At 62.7% G+C, this 14941-nt stretch carries 16 protein-coding genes; 7 read left to right on the plus strand and 9 right to left on the minus strand.

Annotated features, from left to right (window positions below):
* Window positions 1–27: 27 nt before the first annotated feature.
* From ACQS5P_RS19445 to ACQS5P_RS19485, 9 genes are all read right to left on the minus strand, one after another.
* Entirely contained in the window at window positions 28–1500 is a 1473-nt protein-coding gene (locus tag ACQS5P_RS19445) for an aldehyde dehydrogenase family protein (protein ID WP_428938278.1), read from the minus strand.
* A gap of 95 nt (window positions 1501–1595) precedes the next feature.
* On the minus strand, window positions 1596–1919 hold the full coding sequence (locus ACQS5P_RS19450; protein ID WP_428938279.1) for a EutN/CcmL family microcompartment protein: 324 nt from the start codon (window positions 1917–1919) through the stop codon (window positions 1596–1598).
* A gap of 84 nt (window positions 1920–2003) precedes the next feature.
* Window positions 2004–2273: a BMC domain-containing protein gene (locus ACQS5P_RS19455; RefSeq protein WP_428938280.1), complete on the minus strand. Its 270-nt coding sequence runs from the start codon at window positions 2271–2273 to the stop codon at window positions 2004–2006.
* A 110-nt stretch (window positions 2274–2383) separates the two neighbouring features.
* Window positions 2384–3508, minus strand: a complete 1125-nt coding sequence (locus ACQS5P_RS19460) for an acetate/propionate family kinase (RefSeq protein WP_428938281.1) — start codon at window positions 3506–3508, stop codon at window positions 2384–2386.
* Window positions 3509–3604: 96 nt separating this feature from the next.
* Window positions 3605–3922 (minus strand): BMC domain-containing protein, encoded by a 318-nt coding sequence (locus ACQS5P_RS19465; RefSeq protein WP_428938282.1) that lies wholly within the window; start codon window positions 3920–3922, stop codon window positions 3605–3607.
* Window positions 3923–4006: 84 nt separating this feature from the next.
* Window positions 4007–4333: a BMC domain-containing protein gene (locus ACQS5P_RS19470; RefSeq protein WP_428938283.1), complete on the minus strand. Its 327-nt coding sequence runs from the start codon at window positions 4331–4333 to the stop codon at window positions 4007–4009.
* A gap of 116 nt (window positions 4334–4449) precedes the next feature.
* Entirely contained in the window at window positions 4450–5181 is a 732-nt protein-coding gene (gene pduL, locus ACQS5P_RS19475; RefSeq protein WP_428938284.1) for a phosphate propanoyltransferase, read from the minus strand.
* Between the two features lie 145 nt (window positions 5182–5326).
* Entirely contained in the window at window positions 5327–5689 is a 363-nt protein-coding gene (gene queD / locus ACQS5P_RS19480) for a 6-carboxytetrahydropterin synthase QueD (RefSeq protein WP_428941048.1), read from the minus strand.
* A 137-nt stretch (window positions 5690–5826) separates the two neighbouring features.
* Entirely contained in the window at window positions 5827–6507 is a 681-nt protein-coding gene (locus tag ACQS5P_RS19485) for a 7-carboxy-7-deazaguanine synthase QueE (protein ID WP_428938285.1), read from the minus strand.
* Between the two features lie 152 nt (window positions 6508–6659).
* On the opposite strand from ACQS5P_RS19485, the gene ACQS5P_RS19490 reads away from it, so the two are divergent.
* From ACQS5P_RS19490 to ACQS5P_RS19520, 7 genes are all read left to right on the plus strand, one after another.
* On the plus strand, window positions 6660–7811 hold the full coding sequence (locus ACQS5P_RS19490) for a calcium-binding protein (protein ID WP_428938286.1): 1152 nt from the start codon (window positions 6660–6662) through the stop codon (window positions 7809–7811).
* A 115-nt stretch (window positions 7812–7926) separates the two neighbouring features.
* Entirely contained in the window at window positions 7927–8964 is a 1038-nt protein-coding gene (locus ACQS5P_RS19495; protein ID WP_428938287.1) for a Gfo/Idh/MocA family protein, read from the plus strand.
* Between the two features lie 11 nt (window positions 8965–8975).
* On the plus strand, window positions 8976–10310 hold the full coding sequence (locus tag ACQS5P_RS19500) for a pectate lyase family protein (protein ID WP_428938288.1): 1335 nt from the start codon (window positions 8976–8978) through the stop codon (window positions 10308–10310).
* The gene (locus ACQS5P_RS19505) at window positions 10307–11176 is read left to right on the plus strand and encodes an ABC transporter permease (RefSeq protein ID WP_428938289.1); all 870 of its coding nucleotides are present in this window, start codon (window positions 10307–10309) and stop codon (window positions 11174–11176) included. Before ACQS5P_RS19500 ends, ACQS5P_RS19505 begins: the two co-directional genes overlap by 4 nt.
* Window positions 11173–12231, plus strand: coding sequence for a polyamine ABC transporter substrate-binding protein (locus tag ACQS5P_RS19510; RefSeq protein WP_428938290.1), 1059 nt, complete (start codon window positions 11173–11175; stop codon window positions 12229–12231). Before ACQS5P_RS19505 ends, ACQS5P_RS19510 begins: the two co-directional genes overlap by 4 nt.
* 54 nt (window positions 12232–12285) lie before the next feature.
* Complete coding sequence (locus ACQS5P_RS19515) at window positions 12286–13461, plus strand: ABC transporter permease (RefSeq protein ID WP_428938291.1); 1176 nt, start codon at window positions 12286–12288, stop codon at window positions 13459–13461.
* Window positions 13445–14599 (plus strand): ABC transporter ATP-binding protein, encoded by a 1155-nt coding sequence (locus ACQS5P_RS19520; RefSeq protein ID WP_428938292.1) that lies wholly within the window; start codon window positions 13445–13447, stop codon window positions 14597–14599. The genes ACQS5P_RS19515 and ACQS5P_RS19520 overlap by 17 nt, the downstream gene beginning before the upstream one ends.
* Window positions 14600–14941 lie beyond the last annotated feature (342 nt).

A 14941-nucleotide genomic window follows, 5' to 3' on the forward strand; every position in this document is an offset into this window, starting at 1 on the left:
TCGTACCTTCGTGGTTCAAATCTCTCTCTAGATCATCCGAAGCGAGCCTGTGATCATTATTCTTCGATACCGCGTGAACGTCAGCGGAGTCGTGATCCCCTCGCCTGTCGGCGTGGCGATGCTGTAGCTGAGGTGGCCCTGGCCACCGAGACCCAGGCCCGCCGGGCTGGCGCCATTGACCACGAACAGCGTGACGTTTGCCCGCCGGCCGAACTTCGTGATCGTGTCGAGGTTTCGGCTGTGGATGATCGCCGTGTGCCGGAAGCCGTGCTCCGACTCGATCGCCTTGTCGATCGCCTCGTTGGCGTCCTTGACGCGCACGAACGGCACGAAGGGCATCATCTGCTCTTCCTGCACGAACGGATGCTCGAAGCTCGTTTCGCCGATGAGCAGTTGCGTTGTGGGCGGGACCTCGACGCCCGCGGCTCGCGCCAGAACCGAAGCGTCCTTGCCCACGAAATCCTTGTTCACGTGTGGCTTGCCATCCTTTTCGCCGATCGTGAACGCCTGCCGTGTCAATGCTTCGATCTGCGAGGCGTTGAGGATGAAGCTGCCCGCCCGCTCCATCTGCGCCATCAGCTTCTCGAAGATCGACTCGACCGCGAAAACCTGCTTCTCGCCGATGCACAGCAGGTTGTTGTCGTATGCGGCGCCTTTGACGATCGACTCGGCGGCGTTCTTGAGGCACGCGGTTTCATCAACGACAACCGGTGGATTGCCCGGCCCGGCGACGATCGCGCGCTTCTTGCTCGCCAGCGCCGCACGCGCCACACCCGGTCCACCCGTCACCACCAATAGCGACACCCCGCGATGCTGGAACAGCTCCTCGGCGGTGCGCAATGTCGGCGGATGGATGATCGTGACCAGATGCTCGATGCCGTATTTCTCGTTGATCGCCTTGTTGTATTCCCGTACCGCGTGCGCTGCGCAGTTGGCGCCGCTGGGGTGCGCGTTGCACACGATCGAGTTCCCTGCCGCCACCATATTGATCACGTTCGCCGTCAGCGTCGGCACGCTGTGCGTGACCGGCGTGATGATCCCGATCACCCCGAACGGCGCGAATTCCTCAAGGCACAGTCCGTTGCTGCCGCTCTCGGCATGCGTCTTGAGGAATTCCACCCCTGGAACCAGCTCCAGGATCTCCAGTTTTTCGATCTTGTGGTCCAGCCGGCCGATCTTCGTCTCCTCGAATTCCATCCGGCCCCAGGCGCGGGCGTTTTCCCTGGCCATGCGCTTGACGAGCTTGACGACGGCGTCGCGGTCATCCAGCGAAAGCTTGAGAAGCTGCTTCTGGGCTTCGGTGGCGGCGGCGACGGCGTCATCGACTTTGGAGAAAACCCCGAACCGCCCGTCGGCGACAACGCCGCCCGCCTGTGCCCTGGCGACTTCGGCGCGCGGCGGCGCCGGCGGCAGGCTCGTCATCCCCACGCCTGGGCCGTTGCGCTGCCCCAGCCGTCGCATTACTTCCGCAACCACATCCTGGATCAGTGCCTGGTTCATAGTTCCAAAACCACGGATGAACACCGATGAACTCAGATGGATTGCCGATTTGGTGGCTCAAATCTGTGCGCATCCGTGTTCATCCGCGGTTTCTCCTATGCTTTTGACTGATAGAAGGTCTTGCCCGCGTATTCCGCGGAATCGACGATGCCGACGATCACCGCATCCGCGGGCATGTTCTTGGTGACCTCGGTCATCCGCGCGCTGGACCCCTGCACCACCAGCACCAACTGCCCCTCCCCGGCGCCCACCACGTCGATCGCCACGATCGCGCGTCCGGTGTTGCCCAGCGACGCGGGCCGACTGGTCGCCGGGTCATACTGCACATTCAGCGGTTCGACCACGAACAGCTTCTGCCCGGCAAGGGTCTTGTCTTTCTGCGTCGCCACGACGTGGCCGGTGACTCGTCCCAGGAACATGTCAACTCCAAGGATGAGGGCCGAAGGATGAAGGATGACCAATGCCAACTCATCCTTGGGCCTTCATCCCGCATTCATTGATTCCTATCCCATCTTGGCCACTTCGCTGTGCGGCCGCGGGATCACGTGCACGGAGATGACCTCGCCGATGCGACCGGCGGCTTCGGCGCCGGCATCGACGGCGGCGCGGACGGCGGCGACATCGCCCTTGAGCGTCACCGACACATACCCGCTGCCCACCTTGTGCGAATCGACGAACTGCACGTTCGCCGCCTTCAGCGCCGCGTCGGTCGCTTCCACCGCCGCGACAATCCCTTTGGTTTCGATCAACCCGATTGCTTCACCATTTGCCATGGGCAACTCCCGTTCGTTCGTTTCCAACCACCAGCACACGCAGGCACGAAGACGACGTCTGCACTTGAGAACTCGCCTCGTGACTTGGCATCTTCGCGGTTCAACTCCTGTCAGTTCACTTGCAGCACGGCCATCGTCTGCCTGGCGACGATCAGCTCCTCGTTTGTCGGCACGATCCAGATTTCGGCGCCGGATTCGACGGCACTGATTTTCGTTTCCTGTCCGCGCACCTGATTTTTCGAGCGGTCGAGGACTATCCCGGCGAATTCGAGATTGCGGCAGATCGCCTCGCGAACCGCCACGCCGTTCTCGCCGATGCCTCCGGTAAACGCCAGCACGTCGCATCCGCCCAGCACCACCAGGTATGCTCCGATGTAGTGACGCACCGCTTCGACCAGGGCGTCGATCGCGAGCTTCGCGCGGGCATTTCCCTCTGCCGCCGCCTTCTCGATATCGCGCATGTCATTCGACACGCCGCTGATGCCGAGCAACCCGCCTTCCCTGCTCAGTCGTTTGAAGATCTCTTCCAGCGACAAGCCCTGCCTGATCAGCTTCAGCAGCGCAAAGGCGTCGAAATCGCCGACGCGGTTGTTGTGTGGCAGGCCCGATTGCGCCGTCATTCCGAAGCTGTTGGCGACGCTGCGCCCGTTCTCGATGGCACAGATCGAGCTGGAGCCGCCCAGGTGGCAGGAGATAATCCGCCGGCTCTGCTCCCGGCCCACCAGTTCGGGCACGCGCGTGGCGATGTAGCGATGGCTTGCGCCGTGGAAGCCGTAGCGTCGGATGCCCAGCTTTTCGGTCCACTCCCAGGGGATCGCGTACACCTGTCGCGGCAGGGGGATGGTCTGGTGAAACGCGGTCTCAAACGCCGCCACCTGAGGCGTGTTCGGCAGCTTCTCGCGGAACGCGCGCATCGCCGCGATGTAAGGCGGATTGTGCGCCGGGGCCACGTCGGCAAACTGCTCCATCGTCGCGATCACCTCGTCGGTGACGCGCACCGCGCCGCTGATCGGCCCGCCGTGAACCGCCTTGAAGCCGATCGCGTCCGGCTTCTGCTTCCGCTCGGCCAGCTCCTTGAGGATCACCTCGATCACGTCGGCGTGCGTGCGGTAGGGGGCACCAGGCTGCCCAATCCGCTCGTACCCGCCGCGCGCGACCACCTCGCCGTCACGCTCCATGTCCAGGAGCTTGAACTTGAACGAGGTCGAGCCGAGGTTGGCGACAAGCACGAGCATGTGAAGGCACGGATGAGGGCAGAACAGAAGGCTGATTCAGTGCTTTCGGATGAGCTTTTTCATCCCTGAGCCTTCATCCTTCTGCCGTGGCTTTCTTCACCCGACGGCTTGTCCTGCCGGAACGCTGAAGCCGGCCAGCAGATCCGGATGCGGCCGCGCGATCACGTGGCTGGCGACCAGTTCGCCGACCTTGCTGGCGGCTTCGGCGCCGGCATCCACCGCCGCCTTGACCGATCCCACGTCCCCGCGCACGATCGTCGTGACGTATGCCCCGCCGATCTGCACCGTCTTGATGATCTCGACATTGGCCGCCTTGCACATCGCGTCGGCGGCTTCGACCGATCCGGTCCAGCCGCGCGTCTCGACCATGCCGATCGCGTTGCCGTACTGACCATTTCCTGAAACGTCTGCCATGTGGAACGCTCCTGTGTCACGGGCGTCGGGCCCGTGCGTGAGTCGCTGGCACGGGCAAGCCGCCCGTGACGCGAATGACACCCGTTACTTCTTGGCCGATTCCGCCATCCGACCGCCGGGCGCGGCGGCAGCGGTTTTCTTCTTCGGCATCACGCCGACCAGCTCATCGTGAGGCCGGGCAATCACGTGCACCGCGATCACGGTTCCGATGCGACCGGCGGCTTCGGCGCCGGCGTCCACCGCCGCCTTCACCGCCGCCACATCCCCCTTCACAAACGCCGTCACCATGCCGCTGCCGGCTTTGTCCCATCCGATCATTTCCACGTTGGCCGCCTTCAGCATCGCGTCAGTGCCCTCCATCAGGGCAACCAGACCTTTGCATTCAAGCAGGCCGAGGGCTTCGCTGGGCATACAGGTTCCTTTCAATTGGCTCGCTTTTGTTTTCTTTGCGAAACCTGAAAAACATGAAACATGATCAAGCCGTCATCCAATGCACCGGTGAGCCTCATGTCTCACGCATTCTTGTTTCACTTGAACAACTCCATCGCCGTCGCCGATTCCAGATCGCAGGCGTTGCCTTCGTCGGTATCGATGTGCACCTCCAGGATCACCTTGGGGTGATAACGCACCTTCACCCGGTCGAAGGTTACGCCGCAGGGGCCTTCGACCTTCAGTTTCATGTAGTCCCCGTCCTTCACGCCGTAGTAATCCAAATCGGCCTGGCCCATGTGCACGTGCCGTTCGGCGCGGATCACGCCCTTATCGATGGTGAGCGCTCCTTTGGGGCCGAGTATGGTGATGCCCGGGGTGTCATGATGATCGCCGCTGATCCGCAGCGGCAGGTCGATGCCCAGGTAGATTCCGTCGGTGTAGCTGAGCTCGACCTGGGTGTAGTTTCGGGTCGGGCCGAGGATTCGCACGTTGGGAATGATCCGCTGCCGCGGGCCGACCAGCGTGACGGTCTGTTCCGAAGCGAATTCGCCCTGCTGGTAGAGGTCCTTGAGCTTGGTGAGCTTGGCGCCCGGGCCGAACAGGACCTCAAGATGCTCAGGGGTCACGTGCATGTGCCTGGCGGAGACGTTGACGACCAGCGGGTGCGGTGGTCCGCCGGCGCGCTCGGGCATCGCGGCGCGTTGTTCGCGTACCGGGGGCGGGGTGATCAGCCCAGCCAGCCGCTGCCGCAGGACTTCACGGACGAGCTGTTCGACCTCTTCTCGCCGGAGCGTTCGGCCTGTCGATTGGGTTGCTGCCGCCACCATGATCCAGAAGTATGCAAAATCTTCCAGAAGATGTCAAATAAAATCACGTCTTGTGAAGAGTTTCTCACAAGTGCGCAAATTTGTCCATGTTTGTGCATCGGACGTGGCCTGCAGCCTGCCAACGGCCCGGGTGGGGGAAATGCTCCTATCGGCCATCGTATTCACACGCGGAAGTGCATGTCTCGTAAACAATTATGCGCGATAAAAGCGGCAGCACAGGTTTGAGCTTCTCCCAGATCCATCGCGCCAACTGCTCGCTGGTAGGATTTGACAGACCCTCGATTTCGTTCAGGTAGTAGTGGTCCAGCCGTTTCACGATCGGCTCGGCGGCCCGCTTGATCTCGCCGTAGTCAATCAGATACCCCTTGGCCGGATCCACCTCGCCCTCGACGACCACATCAAACCTGAACGAGTGTCCGTGCAGGCGGCGGCACTTGTGGCCCTCAGGAAACGTCGGCAGGTCGTGGGCCGCCTCGAAGCGAAACGTCTTGACCAGTCGCACCACCATGAATGTCATGATAGGGCAATCTTCACCCGCGCGAAAGGCCACCAGAGAAGCTGATCCCGCACTTCCGCGCCATGCCCACTGCCCTGACAGCGGGATCGCGCGCGAGATGCTCGCACCTTCCGCATCCGCGCCGTCACTCACGTGCCTGGCCGGTTGCCGAACAGCTCGATGTGCAGCCGCGGGCAGAAACGGTAGCCCTTCTGCTTGCAGATCTCCGCGATCCACTGGCCGCGGGATTGCAGCGTCTGAGCGTCGATGCCCTCGGGCATGAGCTGCACGTCGGCCGGCTTCCAGTTGCGCACATGCTTGAGGATCTTCTCGATCTCCAGCAGGTCCGACTCGTCACAGACCACGAACTTGAGCTGAAAGTCCGGCGAGGTGTCGATGAACTGCTGGATCACCGCAAAGTTGATCCGCTGCCGTTCATGCGACTCCTCAAAGCGGCTGCCGCGCGGCGTCGAGTTGCTCAGCTTCGGCGAGAGGCTGGCCAGGTCCAGCTTCAGGGGCTTGAAGACCGTGGCGGCGGTTTCGACGGTGATGTGATAGTCGCGGGCCTTCAATGCATCGCACAGCTCGACGACATCGGGCATGATCAGCGGCTCGCCGCCGGTGAGCACCACGTATCGCGTGTTGAATGCCTCGACCCGGCGGACGATTTCATCGACGGGCAGGTCCTGGCCCTGGGGATTCCAGCTTGCATAAGGCGTATCACACCAGACGCAGCGAAGGTTGCATCCGCTGGCGCGGACGAAGACCGAGGGCATGCCCGCCAGCTTGCCCTCGCCCTGGATCGAATGAAAAATCTCCGCAACTTTCACGAATCCATCGTAGCATCGGTTTGGCGGCGGTGCACTGGCCGGCCGCAGGGACTGGACCTGCACCGCATTAAGTAACTAGATACTAACTTGTGTCCTAACCTGCCTCGCTCGTGTCTGTCTTAAGGGATGAGCGATGCCACAACGGAGGATTCGTGCTCAGCAAGGAACATCAGGACCGTGAACACACGCGATTCGAGCAACTCGAGAGGCGACGACTGCTTTCAAGCAGTGTCAGCGGCAATGAGCTGATCGTTGACGGCGGGGCGGGCGACGATCGGATCGTCATCGGACTCGATTCGGCTGGCAGGTTCGTCGTCAACGAAAACGGCGCCGTGCGAACGTTCTCTTCCACGGGCGTGTCACGCATCACCGTGCTTGGGGGCGACGGCGACGACTACATCGAGATCTCCCCGGCGATCTCCACTTCGACCACCCTGATGGGCCAGGAGGGTTTTGATACCATCGTCGGCGGGGCGGGACGCGACTGCATCCTCGGCGGCGTCGGCAACGACCGCATCCTGGGCAACGCAGGAATCGACTGGCTTCGCGGCGAGGCCGGGTCCGACCACATCAACGGCGGATCCAGCTCCGACCGCATCTTCGGCGACGACGGTGACGACGACCTGTACGGCGCCCACGGCAACGATGCGATCTGGGGCGGTCGCGGGCGAAATCTCTATCACGGCGGAACCCACAACGACACGCTCCGCGGCGGCGACTGGAATGAACGCATGTTCGGAGAAGAGGGCAATGACCTGCTCTACGGCGGCGGCGGCGATGATGACCTGTTCGCCGACGACGGCGACGACTTCGTCGATGGCGGCGATGGGCATGACGACATCGACGGCGGCCGCGGAGATGACACGCTGCGCGGTGGCAACAGCGGCGACATCATCACCGGCGGGGATGGCGACGACCTGCTGGCCGGCCAGGACGGCGACGACTCCCTCTTCGGCGACGACGACGATGACACGCTCAAGGGCGGAGGCGACGACGACGACCTGTTCGGCGACGACGGTGACGACGACCTGTTCGGCGAGGACGACGACGACAGCCTGCGCGGCGGGCGCGGCGACGACCGCCTCGACGGCGGCTTCGATGACGATACGCTCCTGGGCGATCGCGGCAACGACACGCATTTCGGCGGCTCCGGAGATGACATCCTCGACGCCGTGGACGACGACCGCGACTCCATGTTCGGCGACAGCGGCTCCGACAGCCTCTTCGGGGATTTCCACGAAGACCGTTTCGACGGCGGCTCGGGGAATGACTTCTTCTTCGACGAGTTCGACGTGCCCTTTTAAAGCTGGATCAGATGGGCAGACCCTGTGGCGCGCAGGACGCTGAAGTCGCGAGCATGGTCGGGCCGCGTCGAGTCGTGTACCATACGCCACGTTATCCAACAGGGATTGCAGGCTCATGGCGGTACAGCGACTGGCGATGATCGGGGCGAGGGGGCACTACAACTATGCGTTGCGGGCGCTGCCCGATCTGCCGCAGGTGCGGCTGGTCGCCGTGGCCGACGGTGCCGACGACGACCCGGCCACGCCCATCGTCACCTGGGCCAGCCAGCACGGTCACCAGCCGCGCGTCTTTGCAGATTACCGGCAGATGCTGGATCAGGCCCTGCCCGACGCGGTGATCGTCTGCGGCCCGTTCGAGCGGCATGCGGAGATGACGATTCAGGCCATCGAGCGCGGAATACACGTTTTTGTGGAGAAGCCGGCAGCCCTGACGTTTGAGGAGCTGGAACAACTGCGCGCCGCGCAGGCGCGAAACCCGCAGGTGCACCTGGCGGGCATGATGGGCATCCGCTACGACCCGGGTTTTTATACCGCCTGGAAACTGATCCGAAACGGCGCGATCGGCGACGTGCGACTGCTCAACGCGCGCAAGAGCTACAAGCTTGGCAGGCGTCCGAGTTATTATCACGACCGGCGCAGCTACGGCGGAACGATTCCGTGGGTCGGCAGCCATGCGATCGACTGGATCCTGTGGATGAGCGGAGAGAAAGTGGAACGGATCTACGCCCGGCACTCATCACGGGCCAATGAAAATCACGGAACCATGGAGCGTGCGGCGGTGTGCGAGCTTGGGCTGAGCGACGAGCGGTTTGCGTCGATCAGCATCGACATTTTTCGCCCCGCCAGGGCGCCGTCGCATGGAGATGACTGGATTCGCGTGGTGGGGACCAGGGGCGTGATCGAGGCTCGGAACAATTCGCTGTGCCTGATCAATGATGAGAACGATGGCACGCAACCGGTGCCGGTGACGTCCGACCGGCAGGTGTTCCGCGATTTTGTCGATCACATCGACGGTCGCCGGCCGGGGCTGATCGATGCCCGCCAGACCCTGGTGCTCACGGAAGTGTGTCTGCTGGCGCGGCAATCCGCCGACGAAGGGGGCAGGGTGATCGAGATTCCCGGCGAAAGGGAGCTGAGGTTTCCGCAAGAATAAGGGAGCAGGCGATGAAGGCGATTTGCAGTTGGTGCGGCTTGCTGATGGTGGGATGGGCTGCGACTTTGACGAGCGCGGCGCAGGCGCCGGCATTTCCCGGCGCCGAGGGGTTCGGCGCGGCCGCCAACGGCGGGCGTGGCGGCAGCGTGTACGAGGTGACGAACCTGGACGATTCGGGCCCCGGTTCGCTTCGCGACGCGGTAAGTCAGGGCAACCGCACCATCGTCTTCCGTGTCTCGGGCACGATCAATCTCACCAGGCGCCTGGAAATCTCCAAGCCCAACATCACCATTGCCGGGCAGACCGCCCCGGGCGACGGCATCTGCCTGCGGGGCAAGGAACTGTTCATCACCAACACGAGCAACATCATCGTGCGGTTTTTGCGGATTCGTCCGGGCGACGAGCTGAAGCAGGAGCACGATGCGCTGACGATCTGGAACAGCCATTACGTGATCGTCGATCACTGCTCGCTGAGCTGGTCCACCGATTCGCTTAACGACGTGGTCAAGGGCAGCGGGAACGTGACGTTGCAGTGGTGCATCCTTTCCGAGCCGCTGAATGCATCGGTGCACGTGAAGGGCGCCCACGGCTACGGCACCGGCTGGGACGGGCGCAATGGCGGATCGTCATTCCATCACAATCTGCTGGCGCATTGCGACAGCCGGGCACCCAGGATCGGGTATTTCAACGTTGGCCGCGGCCTGATCGACGTGCGCAACAATGTCATCTACAACTGGGGCAAGCTCAGCGGCTATGGCGCCGAAGGCGATGACGTGAATTACATCGGCAACTACTACCGCCCCGGCCCCAACAGCCGCAACACCGACATTTTCTTCGAGATCTGGAGAAACGACGCGAAGATGTATGTGGCGGGGAACTTCATGGAGGGGATGGACCAGATCAACCGCGACAATGCCAGAGGCGTGCGGTATCGCAAGGATATCGGCGAGGTCGATCCAGGGGGCTGGCAGGCGGCTTCGCCATTTGCGGTGGCGGCGGTGACGACCCAGTCGGCACAGGACGCCTACCAGGCGGTGCTCGCCGCCGCCGGCGCGATCCTCCCCAGGCGCGACGCCGTCGATCAGCGCATCATCCAGGACGTGAAGAACCGCACTGGCCGAATCATCAATTCGCAGGACGAGGTTGGAGGCTGGCCCGAGCTGAAATCGGACCCGGCGCCGGTGGATTCGGATCATGACGGCATGCCGGACGCCTGGGAATCCGCCAACAGGCTCGATCCCAACGATCCATCGGATGGTCCGCGCCTGAGCGAGAGCGGCTACTCGAACCTCGAGCTGTACCTCAACTCGCTGGTGCGGATCGGGACCGTGGACGCATCGCCATGACACGACGCCCGGGTTTTGCAACGCTCGACGCCGTATGCCGCACCTGGACTGCGCTGGTGCTGTGTTTTTTATATCTGCCGGTGCTGGCGGTGGTGGTCTTTTCGTTCAACAAGTCACGGCTGAACATCACCTGGCAGGGCTTTACGCTGGAGTGGTACCGGGCGCTGTGGCACAACACCAGCCTCATGACCGCCGTGAATAACACGCTGATCATCGCTGGTGTCACCACGGTCCTTTCAGTGATCCTGGGGACGCTTGGGGCGTGGCTGCTGCATCAGTACCGATACCGTTTCCGCGGCATGATCGCGACACTGGTGCTCGTACCAGTGGTCATGCCCGAGATCATCATGGGCATCAGTCTGCTCATTTTCTTCGCCACCGTGAATGATGCGGGAAACCGACTTCTGGAGTGGATGGGCTATGCCAACCGCCCGCTGTCTCTTGGGTTTACTACGGTCATCATCGCTCACGTGACGTTCTGCTTTCCGTTCGTGCTGATTCCTGTTCAGGCGCGGCTGGCGAGCTCGGATCCGGCATTGATGGAGGCGGCGATGGATTTGGGCGCCACTCCGGCGCAGGCGTTCTGGCGCGTCATGCTGCCGAATCTGCTGCCGGCCATCGTATCCGGTGCGCTGATGGCATTCACCCTGTCCATCGATGAGCTGATCATCACCTACTTCACGACCGGACCCAACTCCGCGACGCTGCCTTTGAAGATTTTCGGGCTGGCCCGCAAGGGGATCGACCCGTCGATCAACGCGATCTCGACGGTCTTGATTCTGCTCACCGCGGTGCTTGTGATATGCGGTCAGTTCTTCTGGTCGTTGCGACAGGGCAGCATGGAAAAGGAAAGGGCACACACATGAAGCTCCCCGGCAGAGTCTGGGTTGTGGTCAACGTTGTGATCGGGTTGGTTCTGGCCGTTTGTCCTGCGATCCGCGCCGCTGATACGGAACTCAACCTCTTTGCCTGGTCGGAATACATCCCGCAGGCGGTCATCGACGGGTTCACGAAGGAAACCGGAATCAAGGTCAATTACGAAGCATACTCGTCAAACGAGGAGATGCTCTCGAAGTTCCTGGCGGCGGGGGCGCAGTACGATCTGCTTCAACCTTCGGAATATACGGTTGAGGCACTGATCAAGCAGAACAAGCTTCTGCCCCTGGATCACGCCAAGCTGCCCAACCTCAGAAACATCGCCCCGGAATTCAAGGGCCTGGGCCATGACCCGCAGCTCAAGTACTCGGTGCCGTACATGGCCGGCACGGTTGGCATCGTCGTCAATACCGAAAAGATCAGGGAGCCGATCCGGGGTTACAAGGACGTCTTCCAGGACAAGTACGCCAACCGCATCGTGGTCGTCAACGACAACCGGGAGCTGGTTTCCTGGGCATTGCACACGCTGGGGCTGCCGATCAACGACATCACGCCCGAAGCTCTGGAGAAGGCGCGGCCACTCGTGACGCGATGGGTGTCACTGATCAAGCTGTTTGACTCTGACAGCCCCAAGACGGCGCTGCTGAACGGGGATGCGGACTTGGGAATCGTCTGGAGCGGCGAGGCGGCGGTTCTGTGGAACGAGAACCACAAGTTCCAGTACATCCTTCCTGAGGAAGGCGCGCACATGTTTGTGGACAATCTGGTCATCCCCGCCAACGCCCGCAACAAGGACGCCGCCCATGCGTTCATCAACTACATTCTTCGCCCGGAGGTCAGCAAGCTCATCTCCGACGAGTTTCCCTACACCAATCCCAATGCCGAGGCGCGCAAGCTGCTGAGCAGGGAGCAACTGGAGAACCCCGCCAGCTATCCAAAGGCCACAAAGCTGGAGATCTTCCGTGACATCGGCAAGCAGTCGGCGGCGATCGACCGGATGGTGACTGACATCCGCAGCGCCGCCGGGAAGGCGGACAGGGAATAGTTCTTTTCTTCAAGCAACCCGGGCTGTGAGCCACCGGCCGGGCAGCCGTTGATGATGAGCCTTGTTGAATCCGACAACCCGCCTGCCGCCAGCCACGATGCCGGTTGGATCCAGTGGCTGGCACTGGCGCCACTACTGGTGTGGCTGGGGGCGTTTGTTGTCGTGCCGACGGGGATCATGCTCGTCTACAGCTTCTGCCAGCGTGATGAGCTGGGGCAGGTGGTTTACGATTTCACCCTTGAGAACTATGTTCGGGTATTCGAGGGGTTGACCTGGGCAACGCCGCTGAGGGCGCTTGCCGCAGGCATTGTCGGCGCGATTATCATCGCCAGCCTGGCGGCTTTGTGGATGCATCGCAGCGGCCGTCAGCTCACCATCGCTGCGCTGGCCAGGCCGGCGCGACGCGGCTTGCTTGTGGCAGCGGTGGTGGCGATGCATCTGGAGATCCTCTCCCCGCATTTCCAGGGTGTGTACCTGCGAATCCTCTGGCGGTCGGCGGCCTACGCGGCACTGACCACCCTGTTGTGCCTGATCATCGGTTATCCCGTGGCATACGTGATGGGTACCGCGCGCCGCAGGTGGCGAAGCATCCTCCTGGCCGCGGTCATGATCCCGTTCTGGACCAGCTTCCTCGTCCGCACCTATGCCTGGATCACCATCCTCAAGGAACAGGGACTGCTCAACGCCACCCTGACGGCGATGAGACTCACCGACGAGCCGATCAGCATCCTCTACACGCCCCTGGCGGTCGTGATCGGGCTGGTATACGCCTACCTGCCGTTCATGATCCTTCCGATCTATGCGAGCCTGGAACGGTTGGACCCGGGGCTGATCGATGCGGCACTGGATCTGGGCGCCCGGCCGCTGCGGGTGTTCAGCTCCGTGATCGTGCCCTTGACGTTTCCGGGCATTGCCGCGGGCGTGCTTCTGGTGTTCGTGCCGGCGGTGGGGATGTTCGCGGTCACTGACCTGATGGGCGGGGCCAAAGTTCTGCTGATCGGAAACGTCATCCAGAACCAGTTCGGGCAGGCGCGGGATTGGCCTTTTGGCGCTGCACTGGGTATTGTTTTGCTGGCGATGTTTGCGGTGGTGTTTGCGGCGGCGGCGGGCGAGCTTGTGCCACGCGACCGCGGGCGCGGATTCTGGCGCCGCCGGTGGGCTGGTCGTCGCGGCGGCACGCCTCCCGGGCAAAAGGACGGTGCTTCTCACCTCCATGTCGCATTCGGTTGAACTCATCGGACTTACCAAACGCTTCGGTTCGGTTACGGCCCTGCGCGACGTGAACCTGCGCGTCGCCCCGGGAGAGTTCGTCACGCTGCTGGGGCCTTCCGGATGCGGAAAGACAACGCTTTTGCGGGTGATCGCCGGCTTTGAAATGCCCACCAGCGGGCGGGTTCTGCTGGACAACATCGATGTAACGGACCTGCCGCCCTATCGGCGGGACGTGAACCAGGTCTTCCAGAGCTACGCGCTATTCCCGCACCTGTCGGTGTATGACAACGTAGCCTTCGGGCTGCGAATGAAACGTCTGCCCGGTCGCGAGATCCGTCGGCGCGTTGCCGAGGCGCTGGACATGGTCGAGCTGGTCGGGCTGGAGCATCGCCGCCCGGCTCAGCTCTCCGGGGGACAGCAGCAGCGCGTGGCACTGGCGCGGGCGCTGGTTTGCCAGCCCAAGGTCCTGCTGCTGGACGAGCCGATGGCCGCCCTGGATGCACAGCTTCGCCGCGCCATGCAGATCGAGCTTAAGCGACTTCAGCACCGCCTGGGGATCACCTTCGTTTTCGTGACTCACGATCAGAGCGAAGCGTTGCTGCTGTCGGACCGGATCGCGGTGATGAACGCCGGGCTGATCGAGCAGTTCGGCGCTGCCGCCGACATTTACCACCGTCCGCGGACGGCGTTCGTGGCGCGATTTCTTGGCCAGGCGAACGTGTTCGAGAGCGTGGTGGTGGGCCGGAACAACGGGCATGTGGAAGTGTTGATTGCGAATGCGACGGCGTTGCGGATTCCGGTCGCATCGGTCTTCGGCGACGACTCGCCGCTGCTTGCGGACTCGCGGTCGCGAAAGCTTGCGGTGGCCGTCCGCGCCGAACAGGTGCGTCTTCTGCCTGCGCCGCCACAGCCGGATGATTGCAACGTCCTGCCCGGTCAGATCGTGGAGATCCTGTTCGGCGGGGCGATGTCGCAGGTGCTGGTGCGCACGGCGGGGGGGCTGCTGCTGACGGCCTGCGCCCCCAGGATCGAGCTTCGTCGTGGCGATCCGGTGTGGTGTCACATCGCCCCAGATTCCCTGATCGTTCTGAACGGAACCGCTGCCCCTGAATCTGCCGGCGAGGGCAATTCGCTGCAACCTGCAACTTTGGGTTGATTCGTCGGCGGCGAGGGTTATCTTATCAATGGCAATGTCTTCGGGCTGGCGCGCTTCGGCGAACTGGCGTGCCTTCGCGTCGTTGCCTGGATCGTTCCATCCTCTCGAACGCGATTCGAACGCGACGATGGCTCCAACACAACGAGGCGAGGGAGTTGACGGCCAGGCCGCGCCCGCGCTGGCCACGGCTACGCAACCGGCGGGCACTGGCCGTCGCGACACGACGCATGAGGCAACCTCGCCGGTTGCGCGCGGCGTGTGCCTTTTGGCCAGGCATGGTGCATACTGTGCTCAGCGGGTGCAGTGAGCCCGACCGCAAGGAACCAACACAGTCGTCGGTGC

This window comes from Fontivita pretiosa (genome assembly GCF_050410795.1).
GTDB classification, from domain to species: Bacteria; Planctomycetota; Phycisphaerae; order Tepidisphaerales; family Tepidisphaeraceae; genus Fontivita; species Fontivita pretiosa.